General features: G+C 37.7%; 12 protein-coding genes and 1 pseudogene. All 13 read left to right on the top strand.

The features are described from left to right. Window positions 1-108: 108 nt before the first annotated feature. The 13 genes and pseudogenes from IGI50_RS19920 to IGI50_RS19860 all read left to right on the top strand — a co-directional run bounded on the left by IGI50_RS19920 (window position 109) and on the right by IGI50_RS19860 (window position 17,635). Window positions 109-1,025 (top strand): annotated as a pseudogene (locus tag IGI50_RS19920) (ATP-binding cassette domain-containing protein). Window positions 1,026-1,029: 4 nt separating this feature from the next. Next, on the top strand, window positions 1,030-1,827 hold the full coding sequence (locus IGI50_RS19915) for an ABC transporter permease subunit (RefSeq protein ID WP_438778269.1): 798 nt from the start codon (window positions 1,030-1,032) through the stop codon (window positions 1,825-1,827). A 1,039-nt stretch (window positions 1,828-2,866) separates the two neighbouring features. Continuing rightward, on the top strand, window positions 2,867-3,241 hold the full coding sequence (locus tag IGI50_RS19910) for a helix-turn-helix transcriptional regulator (RefSeq protein WP_438778268.1): 375 nt from the start codon (window positions 2,867-2,869) through the stop codon (window positions 3,239-3,241). Between the two features lie 37 nt (window positions 3,242-3,278). Beyond that, window positions 3,279-3,770 carry an AraC family transcriptional regulator gene (locus IGI50_RS19905; RefSeq protein ID WP_438778267.1) on the top strand — a complete coding sequence of 164 codons (492 nt, stop codon included), beginning with the start codon at window positions 3,279-3,281 and terminating at the stop codon, window positions 3,768-3,770. A gap of 533 nt (window positions 3,771-4,303) precedes the next feature. Beyond that, on the top strand, window positions 4,304-6,370 hold the full coding sequence (locus IGI50_RS19900) for a BglG family transcription antiterminator (RefSeq protein ID WP_438778266.1): 2,067 nt from the start codon (window positions 4,304-4,306) through the stop codon (window positions 6,368-6,370). Beyond that, complete coding sequence (locus tag IGI50_RS19895) at window positions 6,367-6,651, top strand: PTS sugar transporter subunit IIB (protein WP_338288632.1); 285 nt, start codon at window positions 6,367-6,369, stop codon at window positions 6,649-6,651. Before IGI50_RS19900 ends, IGI50_RS19895 begins: the two co-directional genes overlap by 4 nt. A gap of 15 nt (window positions 6,652-6,666) precedes the next feature. Further along, window positions 6,667-7,941, top strand: a complete 1,275-nt coding sequence (locus IGI50_RS19890; protein WP_070508976.1) for a PTS ascorbate transporter subunit IIC — start codon at window positions 6,667-6,669, stop codon at window positions 7,939-7,941. A gap of 27 nt (window positions 7,942-7,968) precedes the next feature. Continuing rightward, window positions 7,969-9,945, top strand: a complete 1,977-nt coding sequence (gene tkt / locus IGI50_RS19885; RefSeq protein WP_438778265.1) for a transketolase — start codon at window positions 7,969-7,971, stop codon at window positions 9,943-9,945. Window positions 9,946-10,431: 486 nt separating this feature from the next. Next, window positions 10,432-11,574, top strand: coding sequence for a tRNA epoxyqueuosine(34) reductase QueG (gene queG, locus IGI50_RS19880; RefSeq protein ID WP_438778264.1), 1,143 nt, complete (start codon window positions 10,432-10,434; stop codon window positions 11,572-11,574). 788 nt (window positions 11,575-12,362) lie between these two features. Continuing rightward, window positions 12,363-12,758: a hypothetical protein gene (locus IGI50_RS19875; RefSeq protein ID WP_438778263.1), complete on the top strand. Its 396-nt coding sequence runs from the start codon at window positions 12,363-12,365 to the stop codon at window positions 12,756-12,758. Between the two features lie 78 nt (window positions 12,759-12,836). Continuing rightward, on the top strand, window positions 12,837-14,669 hold the full coding sequence (locus tag IGI50_RS19870) for an N-6 DNA methylase (protein WP_438778262.1): 1,833 nt from the start codon (window positions 12,837-12,839) through the stop codon (window positions 14,667-14,669). A gap of 169 nt (window positions 14,670-14,838) precedes the next feature. Further along, on the top strand, window positions 14,839-16,434 hold the full coding sequence (locus IGI50_RS19865) for a type I restriction-modification system subunit M (protein ID WP_438778261.1): 1,596 nt from the start codon (window positions 14,839-14,841) through the stop codon (window positions 16,432-16,434). After that, on the top strand, window positions 16,424-17,635 hold the full coding sequence (locus IGI50_RS19860) for a restriction endonuclease subunit S (protein ID WP_438778260.1): 1,212 nt from the start codon (window positions 16,424-16,426) through the stop codon (window positions 17,633-17,635). Before IGI50_RS19865 ends, IGI50_RS19860 begins: the two co-directional genes overlap by 11 nt. The last annotated feature ends 7 nt before the right edge of the window (window positions 17,636-17,642 follow it).

Below are 17,642 nucleotides of genomic sequence, written 5' to 3'. Positions count from 1 at the left end.
CAGTTCGATTTCCATTTGTTAAGGGCAATCGAGGCTCAAAATTCAAGGTTCGGTATAGGTTGGAGGGCTATAGTAATAGCAGTATCGAACGAAAAAAGGAGCCATAAAATGAACGAAATAGTTTTAAAAACAAATAAGCTTGTTAAAGAGTATTCAGGCCGCAGGGCGGTAAATAACCTGTCAATGACATTGAACAGGGGAGAAATCTATGGCTTCATCGGGCAGAACGGCGCGGGGAAAACGACCTTATTGCGACTGGTCACCGCATTAATCCAGCCTACGAGCGGAAGTATCGAACTTTTTGGCAGCAGTGAAAAAAATGAGTTGATTTCAGCCCGCAAACGAATCGGTTCCATGATCGAGACACCCGCCTTTTTCCGAAGCTGACGGCTCGAGAAAACCTCGAGTATTACCGTATTCAACGAGGGAGTTCTGAAGAACAGGAAATTGAACGGGTATTGCAGCAGGTGAATCTAAGCGACACTGGCGACAAACCGTTTCATCAGTTTTCTCTTGGGATGAAGCAGCGGCTTGGGTTGGCTCTAGCGATCATGGGTGAGCCGGAGCTGCTGATTTTGGATGAACCCATTAATGGCTTAGATCCAACTGGTATGATCGAATTCCGTGACATTATTCATGGATTAAATCAGGAACACGGCATTACGATTTTGCTCTCAAGTCACATCCTTTCTGAGCTGACACAGGTCGCGACTCACTATGGTGTGATTCACCATGGACAACTTTTAAAAGAGTTTACCTCAAAAGAACTAGAAAAAAATACGCAAGGACACCTCTCCATGAGGGTAGATAATGCTGATAAATCAAGGATTATCCTTCAATCAATGATCAAAAAAGATAGATTTGAAGTTTACCCTAAAAACGAAATTCGATTGTTTGACTATATGAACGACTTGCCGGCAGCCCTAGAACAGTTGAGTAAGAATGGGATAAAAATCTATTCTACTAATGAAGTAAAAATCAACTTGGAGGATTATTTCATCCAAATTATCGAAGGGAGAGATTAAAGAGATGGATTTGAAAAATATGATCCGAGCGGATGTATACCGATTGAAACGGGGATCGGCGGTTCGCAATGTACTACTGGCGGGCATGACGATTATTCTTATTACCGGAATGAATATGCTGAATTCTGGCAGCGGCTTTGGCGGTGTTGGTGTTCAATCTACAGCGAGCGCCGCTCGATCACTCCCAGCAAACGGTGGTGCCTTTGTTCAACAGATGCGTGACGATGGTCTATTCCCGTTCTTCATCTTAACCTTCGCGGTAGCGATTTTAGGTGCAGATTATTCAGCCGGCACGATTCGAAACAGCTTGTCTTATTTTGTTGATCGGAAGCAGGTATACCTTGCAAAATGCATCACAGGAGTTCTCTGCTGTTTTACCTACACAGTCTGCTGCTTATTTGTTAGTGCGGTCGCAGGGATCATTCTATTTGGCTTTGGCGGTTTTACTTTTGGTCTATTACTAAGAATGATGATTCAAATAGTTTTGTCTGTCCCACTTTATATTGGGATGATCGCCATTGGATACGTTCTCTTGGTTTTCTCCAAAAAAACGAGTATTACTATAGCTGCTTATCTAATTGGCTTGATCGTCTTTCCATCCGTTACTTATCAAATCTATCAGCTGTTTCCAAAAGCTGAATGGTTAAAGCTATGCGATCCGCTGTCGTCCTTTTCAATGATGGCGAGATTTTGGGATTTTCCGTTTCTTTATGTAGGGTTGGTGCTGTTATTCTGGATGGTCTTAGACGGGCTTATTTTGTATCTTGGCCTACGGAGCTATTCAAAATCAGATATTACCTAATATCCGAGAAATTTCCATTTGCTGATTGTCTCAAAGGTCAACAGTGAATGTTTCATATAGAAAATGAGTTGGTATAGAATTTTGTGTTAAGAAGCCGAGTGAAGTTGGGATATCCCGTCTTCATTCGGTTTTTTAACTACTCTATTTTAGAAAGAACAAGCTTCAAATGGCATACTCGGTTCATGCTTCCAACATGATTGAAGGATGGAATAATAGATGACAAAAACGAAAAAACATTGCTTCTTTTTACTATTCTCTGTTTAACTCTCAGCAGTATTTTCTATTGCTTGATTACCGATAAGAACGTGCTTGATGCCAGCCCCTTCCTCATGTGGTGTCCTGGTGTTGCCGCATTTGATCTATCACCGAGGAGAAAAGACGCTGATGATCAGAAAAGTACGAATAAAGTACTTGCTCTATGCTCTTTTATTACCGCTGATATATTGGGGGATTTCTTATTCGATCTATGCATTGATTTATGGCAGCTCTGTCCTCGGTGAGAACATGCTGTTCAAGCTTCTGAAGCGACCGCAGCTGTTTTTTATTATTAACCTATCTTTTCACAGGATTAGGTGAAGAAATTGACTGTTGGGGGTAAATGATGCCTAAACTAAATGCGCTCTATGTATTCGAGAAAGGAACAGTAATTTACGGCATTCTCTAGTTCCTCTGGTATCTCCCAGTCTTCTCAGCTAGCGACGTTTCGGCGATCCCTTTATGGTACCAGCTGCCAACCCTATTCATCCTAATTTTGGCTTTAGCGTATCCAATGGCTGCTGTAATGCTGCGCTCAGGAAGTGTTTGACCAGCGGCCGTTTCTTGTTGGGGAAACAGGAATTATTTCTGTGATGGTATTAGTCGTTGTTGCATAGATACTTTCTAAAAAATTATTTACAAACAGAAAAACTTGCTATCGAAAACGACTAACCAATATCTTTATCCTCACGAAGTTTTTTAGAAGACTGTTCGACGAAAAAAATGGAGGGTTCCATTCTGCTATAATAATTGCATATCAGTGATTTAAGAGAGGAAAGAGACGATGACGAACTCTAAGCAGGTTTATCTCCGATTAATAAACAAAACCGAAGATTATATCGAGGGTCATCTCAAGGAAACGATTACGTTAAGTGATCTGGCGAAAAATGCTCATTTGTCCGACTTTCATTTTCATCGAATCTTTAAACAGTATTCCTCTGAGACCGTCAATGAATTCGTTACGAGGTTCAAGCTAGAGCGTGCTGCAATTTTTTTACGCGTCAATCCAAAGCTGTCGATAACGACGATTGCGATGGAATATGGCTATACAGATTCCAGTTCCTTCAGCCGCTCGTTTAAAAGACAATTTGGTGTTAGTCCGCGGAACTATCGAAAACAGCAAGAAATGCCAAGAAATCCTGATTGGTTCATGGAATAATCAATCATGTAAAAGAAAAAAACAAGGAGGAGATTCCATGATTGAACCAATTGCTATCACCACAGAGGAATTATCGAATCAGAGAATCATCTATATTCGCTTTCGAGGCAGCTATGGAGAATTCAGAAAACAAAGTAGGAAGCTGTTCAAGGAGCTGTTTGACTTCGCAACTAAAAATGACTTGATCGTTCAAGACGAAACCAAGGTGATAACGATCTACGATGACAATCCCTTTGTCACGCAGGAAAAGAAGCTGCGCACCAGTGTTGCGATGACCATTCCGCAAGAGGCACAAGTAATTGAAAGCGGAAATGTTTGCGAGTCTAGCATTTCAGGAAAATTTGGCGTTGGACACTTTGAGATGAACGCCAAGCAGTACGGCGAGGCCTGGCAGTATATGTATCAGGAATGGCTATTTAAAGACAAAGCCAAGTCCCGCGATGCCGTACCATTTGAACTATATGTAACGGAACCACCGAAAAATATGAAGGACACCAGTTTGACAGATATTTATATCCCGATTGTCTAGCGTTTGATAGGAAGAGGCAGCCTGTGATCATTGGATCATGGGTTGTTTTGTTTGGTAGAATTATGAAGGGAAATCGAGACGAAATTCAAATATTTGAAGTAAAAATTTATCATTAGAATATTTTAAAAGTGATATGAATACTACTACTACTTAATGAATGTTATGGCAGCAAATAGGCCAGTCAAATGTTAGCAGAACTGTTAAAAAAATATATTAGCACACGTACAAAGAAGGTGCATTCGAGAAGAATGTGCCTTTTTTTGCATGTCGATCATCAGAATGCCATTCTTTTATTTCTAAGTCATTTTGATTTCAAGATATGGAAAGATGGGAAGTTTTGGAAATAAACAGATTTTTACATACTGTTTTTTTATTCTATCTTTAGTGCAGAATAAACGTTAACAAGGATGAGATTTTTAATTCTTTCACACCTGTCTGTTTATTATTTGTAAGGCATTGAAACAAAAGATGAATTCAATAAATATTGAATAGAGAAAGCGCTGACAGTATATTTTGTTTAGGAGCTGAGGAAAATGATTGATAGTCAAGATTTAGAAATTCTTCATGAGATTGCTTTTAGAAATCAAAGGGATACCGCCGAATTGGAAAGCAAATTTTTACTAACACGAAGACAGATTACGTATTCGATCAAAAAAATCAATGATTTGCTTTCTGATAGTGAAGAGTTGATTAAAGTCAGTGGCAACGAGCTGAGGATTAACGGTCAGGCCGAAAAACATCTGCAAAATTATTTGCTAAAAATGGAATTTTTTTCGGATGTTTATCACTCAAAAGAAAATCGTCGGTTGATGATTCTCTTAACCTTATCTTGTTCATTGGAATATCTTTCGATCGATCATTTGATTCTAATGTTGGATAGCAGTCGGTCTACAGTTGTTGGTGATTTAAAGGAGGTGAAACAGCAGCTTCGAAGGAATGATATTAATGTCGAATACACTCGAGTTAGAGGGTATTATTTATCCGGTGATGAGGCAAATATTCGCTACATGGTAATGAAAACAATAATTACCTTTTTGCATCAGGATAATGGGGAGCTTTTTTTGGAAAGCTATTTGAAAAAGCAGTTTAGCATTGATTACTCAAAATTTGAAAGTAAGATTTTAGCTGCAAGTAAGCAACATCAAATTTCTTTTTTTGAGAATAAATTTAAGGAGTTTACGTATTGTTTTATTTTATTAATCCAACGCTTCAAAAAGAAAAGCTTCCAAAGAATAAATAGTGATTTTATTGATAAGCAGTCAAATGAATATCAGTTTAGTCTGAATATCTGCGAATATTTTGACATTGAACGAATAGAAAATATCTATTATATCGCTGCATGGATTTTAGGATTATCCACTGGAAATATCCATAGTGCTACTTCTGACCGTTCAATGATCAAGAAGATTGTTCAGCGATTGATTGCGCGTTTTGAGAGCTTATCTGGTATTAGATTTTTGGACAGGGAAGCGGTAACTCGCAGATTGTATGAACATTTTAGACCAACCTACTATCGATTATTTTATCATTTACCAATTATTAATCCGTTGACACCAAAAATAAAAAAAGAATATTCAGAAACCTATGCTCTCGTGAATGAGGCAATTAGGCCGCTCCAGCCATTGTTTAAGCGAGAACTACCTGCAGATGAAATTGCATTTTTGACGGTTCATTTTGCTGCTGCTGCATTTGAGGAACAAGAGGAACAAGTAAAGAGAAATCGAGGGTTAATTTTATGTCCCAATGGAATTGGTACTTCGATCATTTTGCAAAAAGAGCTTGAATCGCTCTTTCCGAGTATCGAATTCTTTGTTCAAGATTACCATAAAGAACTACAAACAGATCATTTCGATATTGTTTTTACCACAACGATTACCCCAAATATCTTAAGTATCAGTATTCCCTTTATTGTGGTGAATCCAATCATGACAGCAAAGGAAAAGTTTGAGCTGATCGGGCGTGTGTACGGACTATTGAACGATGAATCATTACTAGATCCCATACTAGCAGATGCTCTAAAGGTTGTTAAAAAACATGTTACTAGTGAGCAATATGAAAAAATTGAAAATGAGTTGCTGATTCTGGCAGATACCAATCATTCTAAAATTGTTATTGAAGAAGGAGGTGAATATCCGTTGTTAAGTGAAATTACGAATAAGAACTTGGTGAAATTGCAAGTCGAAGCTGCCGATTGGGAAGAGGCTATTCGTAACTCTACAGATGTTTTAGTCAGTACGGGAGTTGCAGAACCTAGCTATATAGATGGAATGATTCAAACCACGAAAGAAACAGGACCGTATATCGTCATTACGAAACATGTTGCACTGCCTCACGCTCGTCCTGAATCTGGAGCAAAAAAAATCGGTATAAGCATTGCAACGTTAAAGACACCAGTCGTTTTCGGTAACAAAGAGAATGATCCCGTGAAATACATTTTTGGGTTAAGTGCATTGGATAATCAAACTCATTTGACTGCTATGTCTGAATTGGCCGAATTATTGGATCAAAAAGCTTTTTATCAAATATTGGATAATGCCGAAAAACCAGAGGAAGTTATTGATTTCATCACAAACTTTGAGAAAGAGAGGATGCAAAAATGATTAAGAAAGCACTTATTGCCTGCCGAACAGGAATGGGGTCCAGTATGATGTTGAAAATCAAAGTGGATCAAGTCGTGCGAGCACACCAGTTTCCGTTGGAGGTTCAACATAGCACATTGGATGATGTAAAAAGTTTTAAGGGAGATCTGTTAATTACAATGGCAGATGTTGCGGATGAGCTGAAAGGTCAGGTGCCTTACATCATTGGGATTAATAATTTGATGGACAAAAAAGAGATTGAAACAAAATTACAGGCTTTTTTTGACAGTCAAAAGCAATAAAAAGGAGGAAAAATAATGGGAATCTTAAAGGTAGTGGTGTTTGATTTACTATCTTCAGCACCTATTTTAGTTGGTATTATTGCCTTAACAGGGCTGCTGCTGCAAAAACAGCCAGCAGATAAAGTAATTTCAGGGACCTTAAAAACGATTGTTGGCTTTTTAGTTTTTGGAGTTGGGTCGGCAGCGGCAGTTACCTCTTTGGATAGTTTTCAGGCACTATTTGCAGAAGGATTCGGCTTAAAAGGTGTTTTACCATTAGCCGAAGCGGTAACAGCGCTGGCGCAGGACAAATTCGGTACGACTGTCTCATTGGTTATGTTGATCGGGTTTTTGTGTAATTTGCTGGTAGCGAAATTTACGCCGTTAAAATATATCTTCTTAACAGGACAGCACAATCTATATTTAGCGGCGTTGCTAACCATCATGTTCAAGTCTTTAGGAATGAACAATTCACTGACAATCGGTTTTGGAGGAATTATTTTAGGTATCTGTGCCGGGTTGTTTCCTGCAATCGCTCAGCCGTACATGCGAAAAGTTACAGGCGATGACGAGCTGGCAATGGGGCATTATGTAACAGTCGGTTATGCGATTTCAGGTTGGATTGGCTCGAAAGTCGGTAAACCGGAGGATAGCACGGAGAATCTGAAATTACCGGGCTGGTTAACTATGTTTAAGGATTATGTCGTAGGGGTTTCCATCACGATGATCATCTTCTTTTATATCGCAGCGATCGCAGCTGGAAAAGGAGCCGTTGAAGAGTTATCTGGCGGGGTGAATTGGTTAGTTTATCCATTGTTTCAAGGCTTAGGCTTTTCAGCAGCTCTTTATGTAATCATAACCGGAGTACGACTGTTTCTGGGAGAGATCGTCAGCGCGTTTGTTGGAATTTCAGAAAAGCTTATTCCTAACGCAAGGCCAGCTTTAGATTGTCCGGTAGTCTTTCCATTTGCTCCAACTGCGACTGTCATTGGTTTTCTGGCAGCTTATGCAGGTGGGCTAGTTACCATGATCATTATGGGACTGATTGGAACAATCGTGATTATCCCGGTAGCAGTACCTTATTTCTTCATTGGTGCAACCGCTGGTGTATTCGGAAATGCCACTGGCGGCTGGAAAGGCTGCGTGGTTGGTTCCTTTGTGGTGGGTATCTTGATTGCTGTTGGCCCAGCATTAATCTACCCAATTATGGAAAATATCGGCTTAACTGGTACATCGTTCCCAGAAACAGACTTTAATATTGTAGGGCTACTTATTTATTATATCGGACAATTATTACAAAGTATATTTTAAATAAAGAATTTGTTGGAGGAATTACTAATGAATACTATTGATAAAAAATCAATCGCGACAATACGGAACTTGACGGTAGATAGTGTCGAAAATGCAAACCATGGTCATATGGGAGCCCCCTTAGGAGCGGCGCCGATGGGCTACGAGTTGTTCCGCTATCATTTAAAGCACAACCCTAATAATCCTCATTGGTTCAATAGAGATCGCTTTGTATTGACTTCTGGTCACGGCTCGATGCTGCTCTATTCATTACTTCATTTATCTGGTTATGAATTATCAATGGAAGATATCAAACAATTTCGTAAATTAAACAGTAAAACGCCAGGGCATCCCGAAGTATTCCATACACCAGGCGTAGAAGCGACTACAGGACCATTAGGGCAAGGCTTTTCCATGACAGTCGGACTGGCGATTGCCGAAGCCCATTTACGTGAGCGGTTTAATCGAGAACAACACCAGCTGATTGATCATTTCACTTATACGATTTGTGGTGATGGCGATTTAGAGGAAGGTGTGGCGTTAGAATCTGCTGCAATCGCTGGGAAATTAGGTCTAGGCAAGCTGATTGTTCTTTATGATTCAAATGACATTACTTCAGATGGACCGTTAAGCTGTTCTTCTCATGAAGACATCCATCAAAAATTTGCAGCAATGAATTGGCAGACCCTGTTAGTAAAGGATGGAAATAACACCGATGAAGTTGCTGAAGCAATTAGACAAGCGCAAGCAGAAACAGGTAAACCAACTTTAATTGAAGTGAAGAATATCATCGGATTCGGCTCAAGTCTACAGGGGACAGAGAAAATTCATAGTAATCCAGTTGGAGCGGAAGAAGCGAAGAAAATTAAGGCAGCGATTGGTTGGGAGTACGATGAATTCTTTATTCCAGAAGAGGTAAAAGAAAACTTTGGTCAGATTATCACAGAAGGTGAGAAGCAAGAGCGAGCATGGAACCAAAGCTTTGACGACTATAAAAAGGCGTATCCAGCAGAAGCAGCTGAATTGATAAAAATGATTGAAGGAAAAACGGGGCTTCGTTCAGAAACCTTGCAATTTTTTACTGAGGAAAAGATGGCGACACGTACAGCCAGCGGAAAAATGTTGAATCGTATTTATCAAGATTTGCCTTACTTTGTAGGAGGCTCTGCGGACCTGGCGTCTTCAAACAAAACAACTATCGAAGGTCGGCCGTTTATGGATGAAGTGAACCATGAAGGACCAAACATTCACTTTGGCGTTCGAGAATTTGCGATGGCGTCAATATGTAACGGTATCACTTTGCACGGAGGATTGCGAGGCTATTGTGGAACATTCCTAGTCTTCTCAGATTACATGCGTTCAGCCATTCGTCATTCAGCCTTAATGGGTGTGCCGGTGACTTATATCATGACACACGACAGTCTGCAAGTTGGACAGGATGGGCCGACACATCAGCCAGTAGAACACCTTGCATCACTAAGAGCTATGCCAAATCTAGTCGTATATCGTCCGGCAGAAGCGAATGAAACAATCGTTGCATGGAAGTTAGCTGTGGAATCCAAAAACAGACCATTTCTTATTGCTCTAGGTCGTCACGATGTTCCAGCCATTGCTGATGTGAAGATCGAAGGAGCTGAAAGAGGTGGGTATATCCTTTCAAAAGATTCGGATACCGCGGATATTATCCTAATCGCGACTGGTTCTGAAGTAGAAATGGCTTTGAAGGCAAAAGAACAACTGAATCAGTATGCGGTCAACGTTGTTTCTCTTCCTAGCTGGGAATTGTTCGATGCTCAAAGTCAAGAATATAAAGACTCCGTCTTGCCGCCATCAATCGACAATAAGTTGTCCATCGAATTAGGATCTACCTTAGGCTGGTCAAAATATGTAGGGGCTAAAGGGAAATCAATTGGGATCGAACAATTCGGTAAATCGGGTCCTGCTAATGAGTTATTGGCAGAGTATGATTTTACGGTAGAGCGAATTGTCGAAGAAGCGTTGAAATTAATGGAGCAAAATAAATAGGCTAACAATAACCTGTGTAAATATCATGCATTGATATTTACACGGGTTTTCTTTTTCAATGCTCACTGTTTGACTAGTATGCTACCTAATTAATGGGTGGATTTTTGGTTTTTAAGGAATTGCTAGTAAGTAAATACATTTGTAGAAATGGTTAACTAGTGAATGTCGATGAATTTACTACACAGGGCTCGGTCAAAACAGGTGATTTCTTTTGCAAGCAAGACACATATGATATAGTAAGCCTGTAATTTCGTATCAGGATCTCAGTTCTACTTCCGGCTTTAGCGGGATTAGTAGAATGACATACGTGGAGAGAATCAGACTCATTTTTCCAGTTTTTGAAAAATGATTACCATAGTACGAACTAGGATCTCAGTTCTACTTCCGGCTTCAGCGGGATTAGTAGAATGACATACGTGGAGAGAATCAGATTCATTTTTCCGTTTTTGAAAAATGATTACGTTAATACGAACTAGGAGTGGAACTATGCAAACCTTAAAAGAACGGATCATCGCTAAAAGTAAGCAGCTAGGGATAGATAAAATTGGTTTTACAACCGCCGAGCCCTTCGATTATTTGGAGGAATCATTGATTGAGCAGCGCTCGTTGGGGCATACTTCTGGTTTTGAACATCAAAATATTAAAGAACGGCTGTATCCAGAAGAAACCTTTGAAGATCCCAAAAGTATCATCGCGATTGCCTTAGCCTATCCAACCAAAATCCACGAAAAAGTTCCCCGTGATGAAAAACGTGGACAATTTGCGCGAGCTTCGTGGGGCACAGACTATCACTTCATTTTAGAAGAACGACTGAAGAAGCTGATTGCCTTTATCAAAGAACAGGCTGAAACGGAACAGGTTCAAGCAGAGTGGCGCTTTACTCCACAGGTTGATACAGGTGAATTGGTGGATGTCGCAGTCGCGCAACGAGCGGGTCTGGGTTTTATCGGGCGCAACGGCCTGTTGATCACAGAAGAATATGGTTCCTTCGTGTATCTTGGCGAAATAATCACCAATATTCAGTTCGAGCCAGACCAGCCAGTGTCTAACGGCTGCGGCGATTGTACACGTTGTATTATCGGTTGTCCAACCGGTGCCTTATTAGGAGACGGTCGGATGAATGCGAAAAAATGCCTCTCTTATCAAACACAAACCAAAGGCATGATGCCAGAGCAATATCGAAAGAAAATGCGCAACGTCATTTACGGCTGTGACATCTGTCAGCTTGTCTGTCCATACAACCGTGGCAAAGATTTTCATTTTCACGAAGAAATGGAGCCAAAAGTCGATGAGGTCCATCCTAAACTAGCACCGCTGCTATCCATCTCAAATCGCGAGTTCAAGGAACAGTTCGGACACTTAGCCGGCTCTTGGCGTGGGAAAAAGCCGCTGCAGCGCAATGCACTGATCGCCCTAGCCAATCTCGGTGGGAAAGAAGCAATACCAGAAATTAAAGCCTGTCTACAGGACCAGCGACCAGTCATTCGAGGAACTGCTGTCTGGGCACTAGGTCAGCTGACTAAAAAAGCGCCTGAGGAAACGATTAGTCTTTTGCAAGAATTAAAAGAAACCGAGACTGACTCAGAAGTCTTGATTGAGATAGCCAATGTTTTGGAAAAGCTTAGTTGAGGATAATGAGATCGAACATGAATGATGTGTTCGGTTTTTTTCGAGTTGATTTCCTAGAATTTCCGCAGAAAGAATACTCTTTCTTAAATCAAGGGACTCTCAGTTCAAATTTTTATTGAAAAGGAACGATCATTATCTGATTGAAGGCTATTCAAAATTAGTTGACGATTATACAAGGTCCTGACTCTTTGATACTGAAAAATTTCTGGAATTGAATTCACCTTATCCTTTAGGTTTACGTTGTCAATCATTGATTCAAACTCCTTGATAAAAAAAAGAAATTAAATGGGGAAGTTGAGAGCATTAATTTTTATCTAAAACCTAAAACGATATGTTTTTACTGGAGACGACTCTTAGATAGGTGCCGCTTTTCCCGAAAACGCATAGAAGCTTTTAGTATAATTGGTACAAAGTTAGTTGAAAGAAGTTCATGAAGGTGCCTGCCGTTTGTACTCATGCATTCTTGATCATTTTTTCTTTTTGGAGATAGTTGGTTGAACATGATTATCCATTTATCTTGAAGGGTGCTTATCTTTATTGCGAATCTCCATGTTATATTTTTTTTGAAAGGTTTGTTTAAATTATAAATGTGAATCAAGCTAGAAATGAAAGACATTTTTAACTCGCTAATGCTAGCTATTACCGAATTGATTTAAAAAGTTAAGTAATAATCTTACGCTATTTAAAATAGTATTCAATATACTATTCAAAATTAATTTAAATACCTTTTGACAGTATTCCGTTTTTGTGTTTTAATATGTTTATCAAATAATTAGGAGTGGAACGATATGAAAAAGAGTTTTAGCGGGGGGAAAGTACTGGTTTTAGGGAGCTACGAAGTCGCACAGAAAGCCATTTGTAAGGTCATTAATTTATACGGAATGGACATCTCTGATTTTGAGTTCGTTCCATATGATAAACTTAATCAGTTTAACTTTAAAGGTTTAATTAATTCCAGTCGATATGTAGATATTTTTATTGGTCCAACACCTCACAATTGTAAGAATATCGATGGATGCACTAGTCCGTATCGCTTTTTGATTAAGCACAAAGAAGAGCTATATGCAAAGGTTCATCCACTCCGACATAGTAGTGGAAGTTTTGGAATCTCAAAAGAAACTTTTGAGAATGCATTATTGGATTCAATAAAATTTTACAGAGAGAAATCATATGCAGAAAAATGACGATCATTCGTATTTTTCGAATTTTATAAAGGAGTATATGGTATACTAGGTTTTATTTTGAGGAGATGAAAAGAAAACATGAAACATATGAAGATTGGGCAATTAAGAAGTTCATTAAGCAGAAGTTTGGACTTTGATCAAATACTATTGTTGGTTTCAGCAATATTCTACGTAATATTTAATGACTTCTCTTTAAAAAGTAAACTTCCTTTTCAGGGAAAAAAAGAGTTTATCCGCTATTTTTCAGACATCATTCACGATAGTAAGAAAAAGAAAGTTCTCTCAAGTTTGATAAAATCTATTGAGAATATTTTTGAAAAGATAAGTGATGACGATTACTTAAAAGTTTTAGAAATTAGTATTGATCAAATCACTGAAGATTCAATTGCTTCTGAAATTTATTATCAATTTGAACAGGTTGGATACACAGCAGAAGGGTCATTAACTCCTAGTATCATCAACGATTTATTAGTTAAACTAGCAGACATTAAGAAATCTGATACAGTATTAGATCCTACTGTGGGTATTGGCGGAACCCTATTTAGGGTTCTTTTACAAGAAAAAGAACAGGTTGTAGTAGGACAAGATATAAATACAGAACATGCAGCTTTTGCACAGTTGCTTTTAGAAATTAGTGGGGGAAAAAATAGTAAAGTATTTCGTGGCGATGTATTAGCTGATCCTGAATATGTTGAAGGAGGAGAGCTGATGAAATTTGACAAAGTTGTCACGGTTCCTCCATTTGGTATCCGCTTAGAAAAAACAGATTTTTTTAATGATAAATATTATCGGTTTCCTTTTGGTGAACCATCTAGATCGACTGCTGATTGGGCATTTATTAGTAATGCTGTCAGCTCTACAAAAATTGATTCTGGAAAAGTTGTTATGGTAGTTCCCAACGGGGTTTTATTTAGAGGTGGTGCTGATAAGAGAATAAGAGAGAGAATGTTGAAATATGATTTATTTGAAACAATTATTTCTTTACCACCTAAAATATTCCATAATACAACTATCCCCACTACAATTCTAATTTTTAATCGCGATAAGGATAGAAAGCGTCAGAATAAAATACAGTTCATTAAGGTTTCAGAAGCAACATGTGTGAAGAGAGGTTCAATAAATGAACTATCTGAAGAAGAAGTTACAAGTATAATTAAAACCTATCAGTCATTTATAGATGTAGAAAATTACTCTGTTGTTGTTTCAAACGATGATATTGATCCCAGTTCAATGTTAGTAGAAAACTATATTACTGATTCAAAATTTGTAATAGGGGGAGAAAGTTTCAGAGTAGATTTGAAAAAGTTTCAAACAAGCAAAACGCAAGCTCTTTCTGAAATAGCTTCAATAAGTCGTGGGTTTAATATGACTTTAGATAATGAAGCTTTAAATGGTAAGTACCGAATTTTAAAAATCTCAGATATTGATGGAGATCATATAAATTATCAAACAACATCTAAAGTAAATATTGAAGAACGTACTAAAGTAGAAAATTATGAAATTGAACATGAGGACATTATTCTATCTATTAGAGGAGCGACAACAAAGGTAGCAATCGCTGATGATCCTGATTTACCAACGATAATTAATTCAAACTTAGTACGTATTCGTGTTAATAGTAATGATTACTTGCCTGAGTTTGTCAAATTGTTTATGGAAAGCCCGGTTGGAATGGCACAATTTAATAGTTTTTCAATGGGAACTACTGTTCGTCAGCTTCCAATTGCTAAGTTGAAAGACTATAGAATTCCAAACATTCCTCTGGAACAACAATTAAAGTTTGTTTCATTTTTTAAGGAGAAAGAAAAACAAATAGAAATTGAGTTTAATCGGTTAAGAAAGGAACAAATAGAAAATAAAGATAAACTATACCAGAACATGGGAATAGAAAAACTCTATGAAAAACTGTAATGGAAAGAAGACAAGTAAAAGAAGAATTTTACTCAATTTATGATTAGTTAATAATACTTCGGAAACTAGCATTATTAATACAAGATAATCCATGAGATTACAGACTCAAAATGATAAAATACTAAAGTACGCAAATAATTGAATTTTTATTTAAAAAGGGAGTATATAAATGGGCGCAGAATTAAATCAACGTTTATTTAGTGCGGCGGATAATCTTCGCAGCAAAATGGACGCATCAGAATATAAAAATTATCTATTAGGATTGATTTTCTATAAATATTTATCAGATAAATTGTTACAACAAGTCGTGCTATTAGCCGACGAATCACTAGAGGAATATGACACACCAGAAAAGCAAACAGAGTTATATAAAGAGCTACTATCTGATGAAGACTCAAAAGAAGATTTAATTGCAACAATCGTTGACACATTGGGTTATGACATCGATCCAACCTATTTATTTAATGTATTAGCAGATCAGGCAAAACAAAATGTTTTTCAATTGAATGATTTAAACAAAGCCTTTGTGGACTTGTCTTCAAAATATGCTCAGTTCAATGGCTTATTTGACGATGTTGATTTGCAGTCGAGAAAACTAGGTTCAGATGACCAACAACGTAATGTAACGATTACTGAAGTTTTGAAGAAATTAAATGATGTTGATGTGATCGGACATGACGGAGACGTTATCGGTGATGCCTATGAATTTCTAATCAGTCAGTTCGCTTCTGAGGCTGGGAAAAAAGCAGGAGAATTTTACACACCTAGTATGGTTTCAGATATGATGGCGCAAATCGTAACGATTGATCAAAAGGATAAAAAGTTGTTTAGTGTATTTGACCCGACGATGGGATCTGGATCATTAATGTTGAATGTTCGAAAGTATTTAACTTATCCAGAAAATGTGAAATTTCATGGTCAAGAATTGAATACAACAACGTTTAACCTAGCCAAAATGAACTTAATTTTACATGGTGTAGATTCAGAAGATATGAACTTGCGTAACGGGGACACTTTGAATAAAGATTGGCCGACAGATGAACCGTATACTTTTGATTCAGTCGTTATGAATCCCCCATATTCAGCAAAATGGTCAGCAGATGCTTCTTTCTTGGATGATTCGCGCTTTAACCGCTATGGAAAATTAGCACCAAAATCAAAAGCTGATTTTGCGTTCTTATTACACGGTTATTATCACTTAAAAGAAACCGGAACAATGGCAATCGTTTTACCTCATGGTGTGCTTTTCCGCGGTGCAGCAGAAGGTACCGTCCGTCAGAAATTGTTGGAAGACGGTAGTATTTATGCAGTCATCGGTATGCCAGCCAATCTATTCTTTGGTACATCAATTCCAACAACCGTAATTATCTTGAAGAAAAACCGGACAACACGTGATGTTCTATTTATTGACGCTAGCAATGATTTTATTAAAGGTAAGAATCAAAATAAACTATCAAAAGAAAATATCGAAAAAATCGTTTCTACTTTCGTTGAACGAAAAGATATTGAAAAATATGCTCATTTAGCAAGTTTTGATGAAATCAAAGAAAATGACTATAACTTAAATATTCCACGTTATGTTGATACCTTTGAAGAAGAAGAGCCTGTTAACATGGTTACTGTTGGAAAAGAAATCAAACAACTTCGAAAGGAAAAAGAAGTATTAGAAAAAAGTCTTTTTGAAACGATTTCTAACTTGCAGGCCAGTCCAAAAAACGAGGAGTGGCTAAAAGGTGCATTAGAGGTGTTTGATCATGGAGAATAAGAAAAAGCCAGAACTACGTTTCCGTGGTTTTGATGAAGAATGGGAACAAAAATTCCTAGGCGAGTATGGTTATTTTTATTATGGGAAGAGCGCTCCTAAATGGTCTGTTACTGAAGATGCTACGATTCCTTGTGTAAGATATGGTGAATTATATACAAAATATGGAGCAAAAATAGATACAATTTATTCTCACACGAATATTCCTAAAGAAAATTTGAAATTTAGTTCTGGAAAAGAAGTATTAGTTCCGCGGGTAGGAGAAGACCCACTTGATTTTGCTAAGTGCAGTTGGCTTAGCATACCAAATGTAGCAATTGGAGAAATGATTTCTGTTTATAATACTGAAGAAGATCCACAGTTTTTTGCATATTATTTTCGTAGTAAAATGCGATATGAGTTTGCAAAGAGGGTAGAAGGGGGAAACGTTTCAAATCTTTATTATTCCTATCTTGAGAATATCCCACTTTCTATTCCTATAAAATCTGAACAAAAAAAGATTGCAATTCTATTGGAGAAAATTGATAAAACTATTACCCTTAATCAGCAAGAACTCACTACTCTAAAACAAACAAAACAAGGCTTCTTGCAAAAGATGTTTCCAAAAGAAGGAGAGAAAGTACCAGAAGTACGATTTCCAGGTTTTACTGATGATTGGGAGCAGGTTAGATTTAAAGATTTCACGAAAATTTCTCAGGGTCTGCAGATAGCAATTTCTGACCGTTTCGTAGAAGGGGGAGAAAATCGTCTTTTCTATATTACAAATGAGTTTTTAAATCCTTCTTCGACGGTGAGATACTATATAGAGGATGCTCCAAAATCTGTTATTGCTAATATTGACGATATTTTGATGACGCGCACTGGTAATACTGGAAAAGTTGTAACGAATGTGATTGGAGCTTTCCATAATAATTTTTTTAAAATTTCCTACGATAAATTGAAAACCGATAAATTATTTTTGTATTACTTATTGAATACAAAATATGTTCAAAAAGAAATAAAGGTAGGTGCTGGGGCATCTACAATTCCTGATTTGAAACATCCAAATTTTTATCGTATCAAAGTAAATATTCCGTTGGTTGAAGAACAACAAAAAATCGGCTCATTTTTCAAATATTTGGACGAAACTATCGCTCTTCACCAACATGAACTAGAACTTCTCCAATTAACCAAAAAAGCATTCTTACAGAAACTATTTGTCTAGGAGGTGT

This window comes from Enterococcus sp. DIV0170, from assembly GCF_051710765.1.
Classification (GTDB): Bacteria; Bacillota; Bacilli; order Lactobacillales; family Enterococcaceae; genus Enterococcus_A; species Enterococcus_A raffinosus.
Note: the sequence above shows the minus strand (reverse complement) of the source record. Positions and strands in the feature narration are given on the sequence as shown.

What these genes read in the sequence shown, in the direction of transcription:
- IGI50_RS19865 (WP_438778261.1), top strand. Translation starts at nt 14,839, where the DNA reads ATGGGCGCAGAATTAAATCAACGTTTATTTAGTGCGGCGGATAATCTT.
- IGI50_RS19870 (WP_438778262.1), top strand. Translation starts at nt 12,837, where the DNA reads ATGAAACATATGAAGATTGGGCAATTAAGAAGTTCATTAAGCAGAAGT.
- IGI50_RS19915 (WP_438778269.1), top strand. Translation starts at nt 1,030, where the DNA reads ATGGATTTGAAAAATATGATCCGAGCGGATGTATACCGATTGAAACGG.
- IGI50_RS19905 (WP_438778267.1), top strand. Translation starts at nt 3,279, where the DNA reads ATGATTGAACCAATTGCTATCACCACAGAGGAATTATCGAATCAGAGA.
- IGI50_RS19895 (WP_338288632.1), top strand. Translation starts at nt 6,367, where the DNA reads ATGATTAAGAAAGCACTTATTGCCTGCCGAACAGGAATGGGGTCCAGT.
- IGI50_RS19875 (WP_438778263.1), top strand. Translation starts at nt 12,363, where the DNA reads ATGAAAAAGAGTTTTAGCGGGGGGAAAGTACTGGTTTTAGGGAGCTAC.
- IGI50_RS19890 (WP_070508976.1), top strand. Translation starts at nt 6,667, where the DNA reads ATGGGAATCTTAAAGGTAGTGGTGTTTGATTTACTATCTTCAGCACCT.
- IGI50_RS19860 (WP_438778260.1), top strand. Translation starts at nt 16,424, where the DNA reads ATGGAGAATAAGAAAAAGCCAGAACTACGTTTCCGTGGTTTTGATGAA.
- IGI50_RS19910 (WP_438778268.1), top strand. Translation starts at nt 2,867, where the DNA reads ATGACGAACTCTAAGCAGGTTTATCTCCGATTAATAAACAAAACCGAA.
- queG (WP_438778264.1), top strand. Translation starts at nt 10,432, where the DNA reads ATGCAAACCTTAAAAGAACGGATCATCGCTAAAAGTAAGCAGCTAGGG.
- tkt (WP_438778265.1), top strand. Translation starts at nt 7,969, where the DNA reads ATGAATACTATTGATAAAAAATCAATCGCGACAATACGGAACTTGACG.
- IGI50_RS19900 (WP_438778266.1), top strand. Translation starts at nt 4,304, where the DNA reads ATGATTGATAGTCAAGATTTAGAAATTCTTCATGAGATTGCTTTTAGA.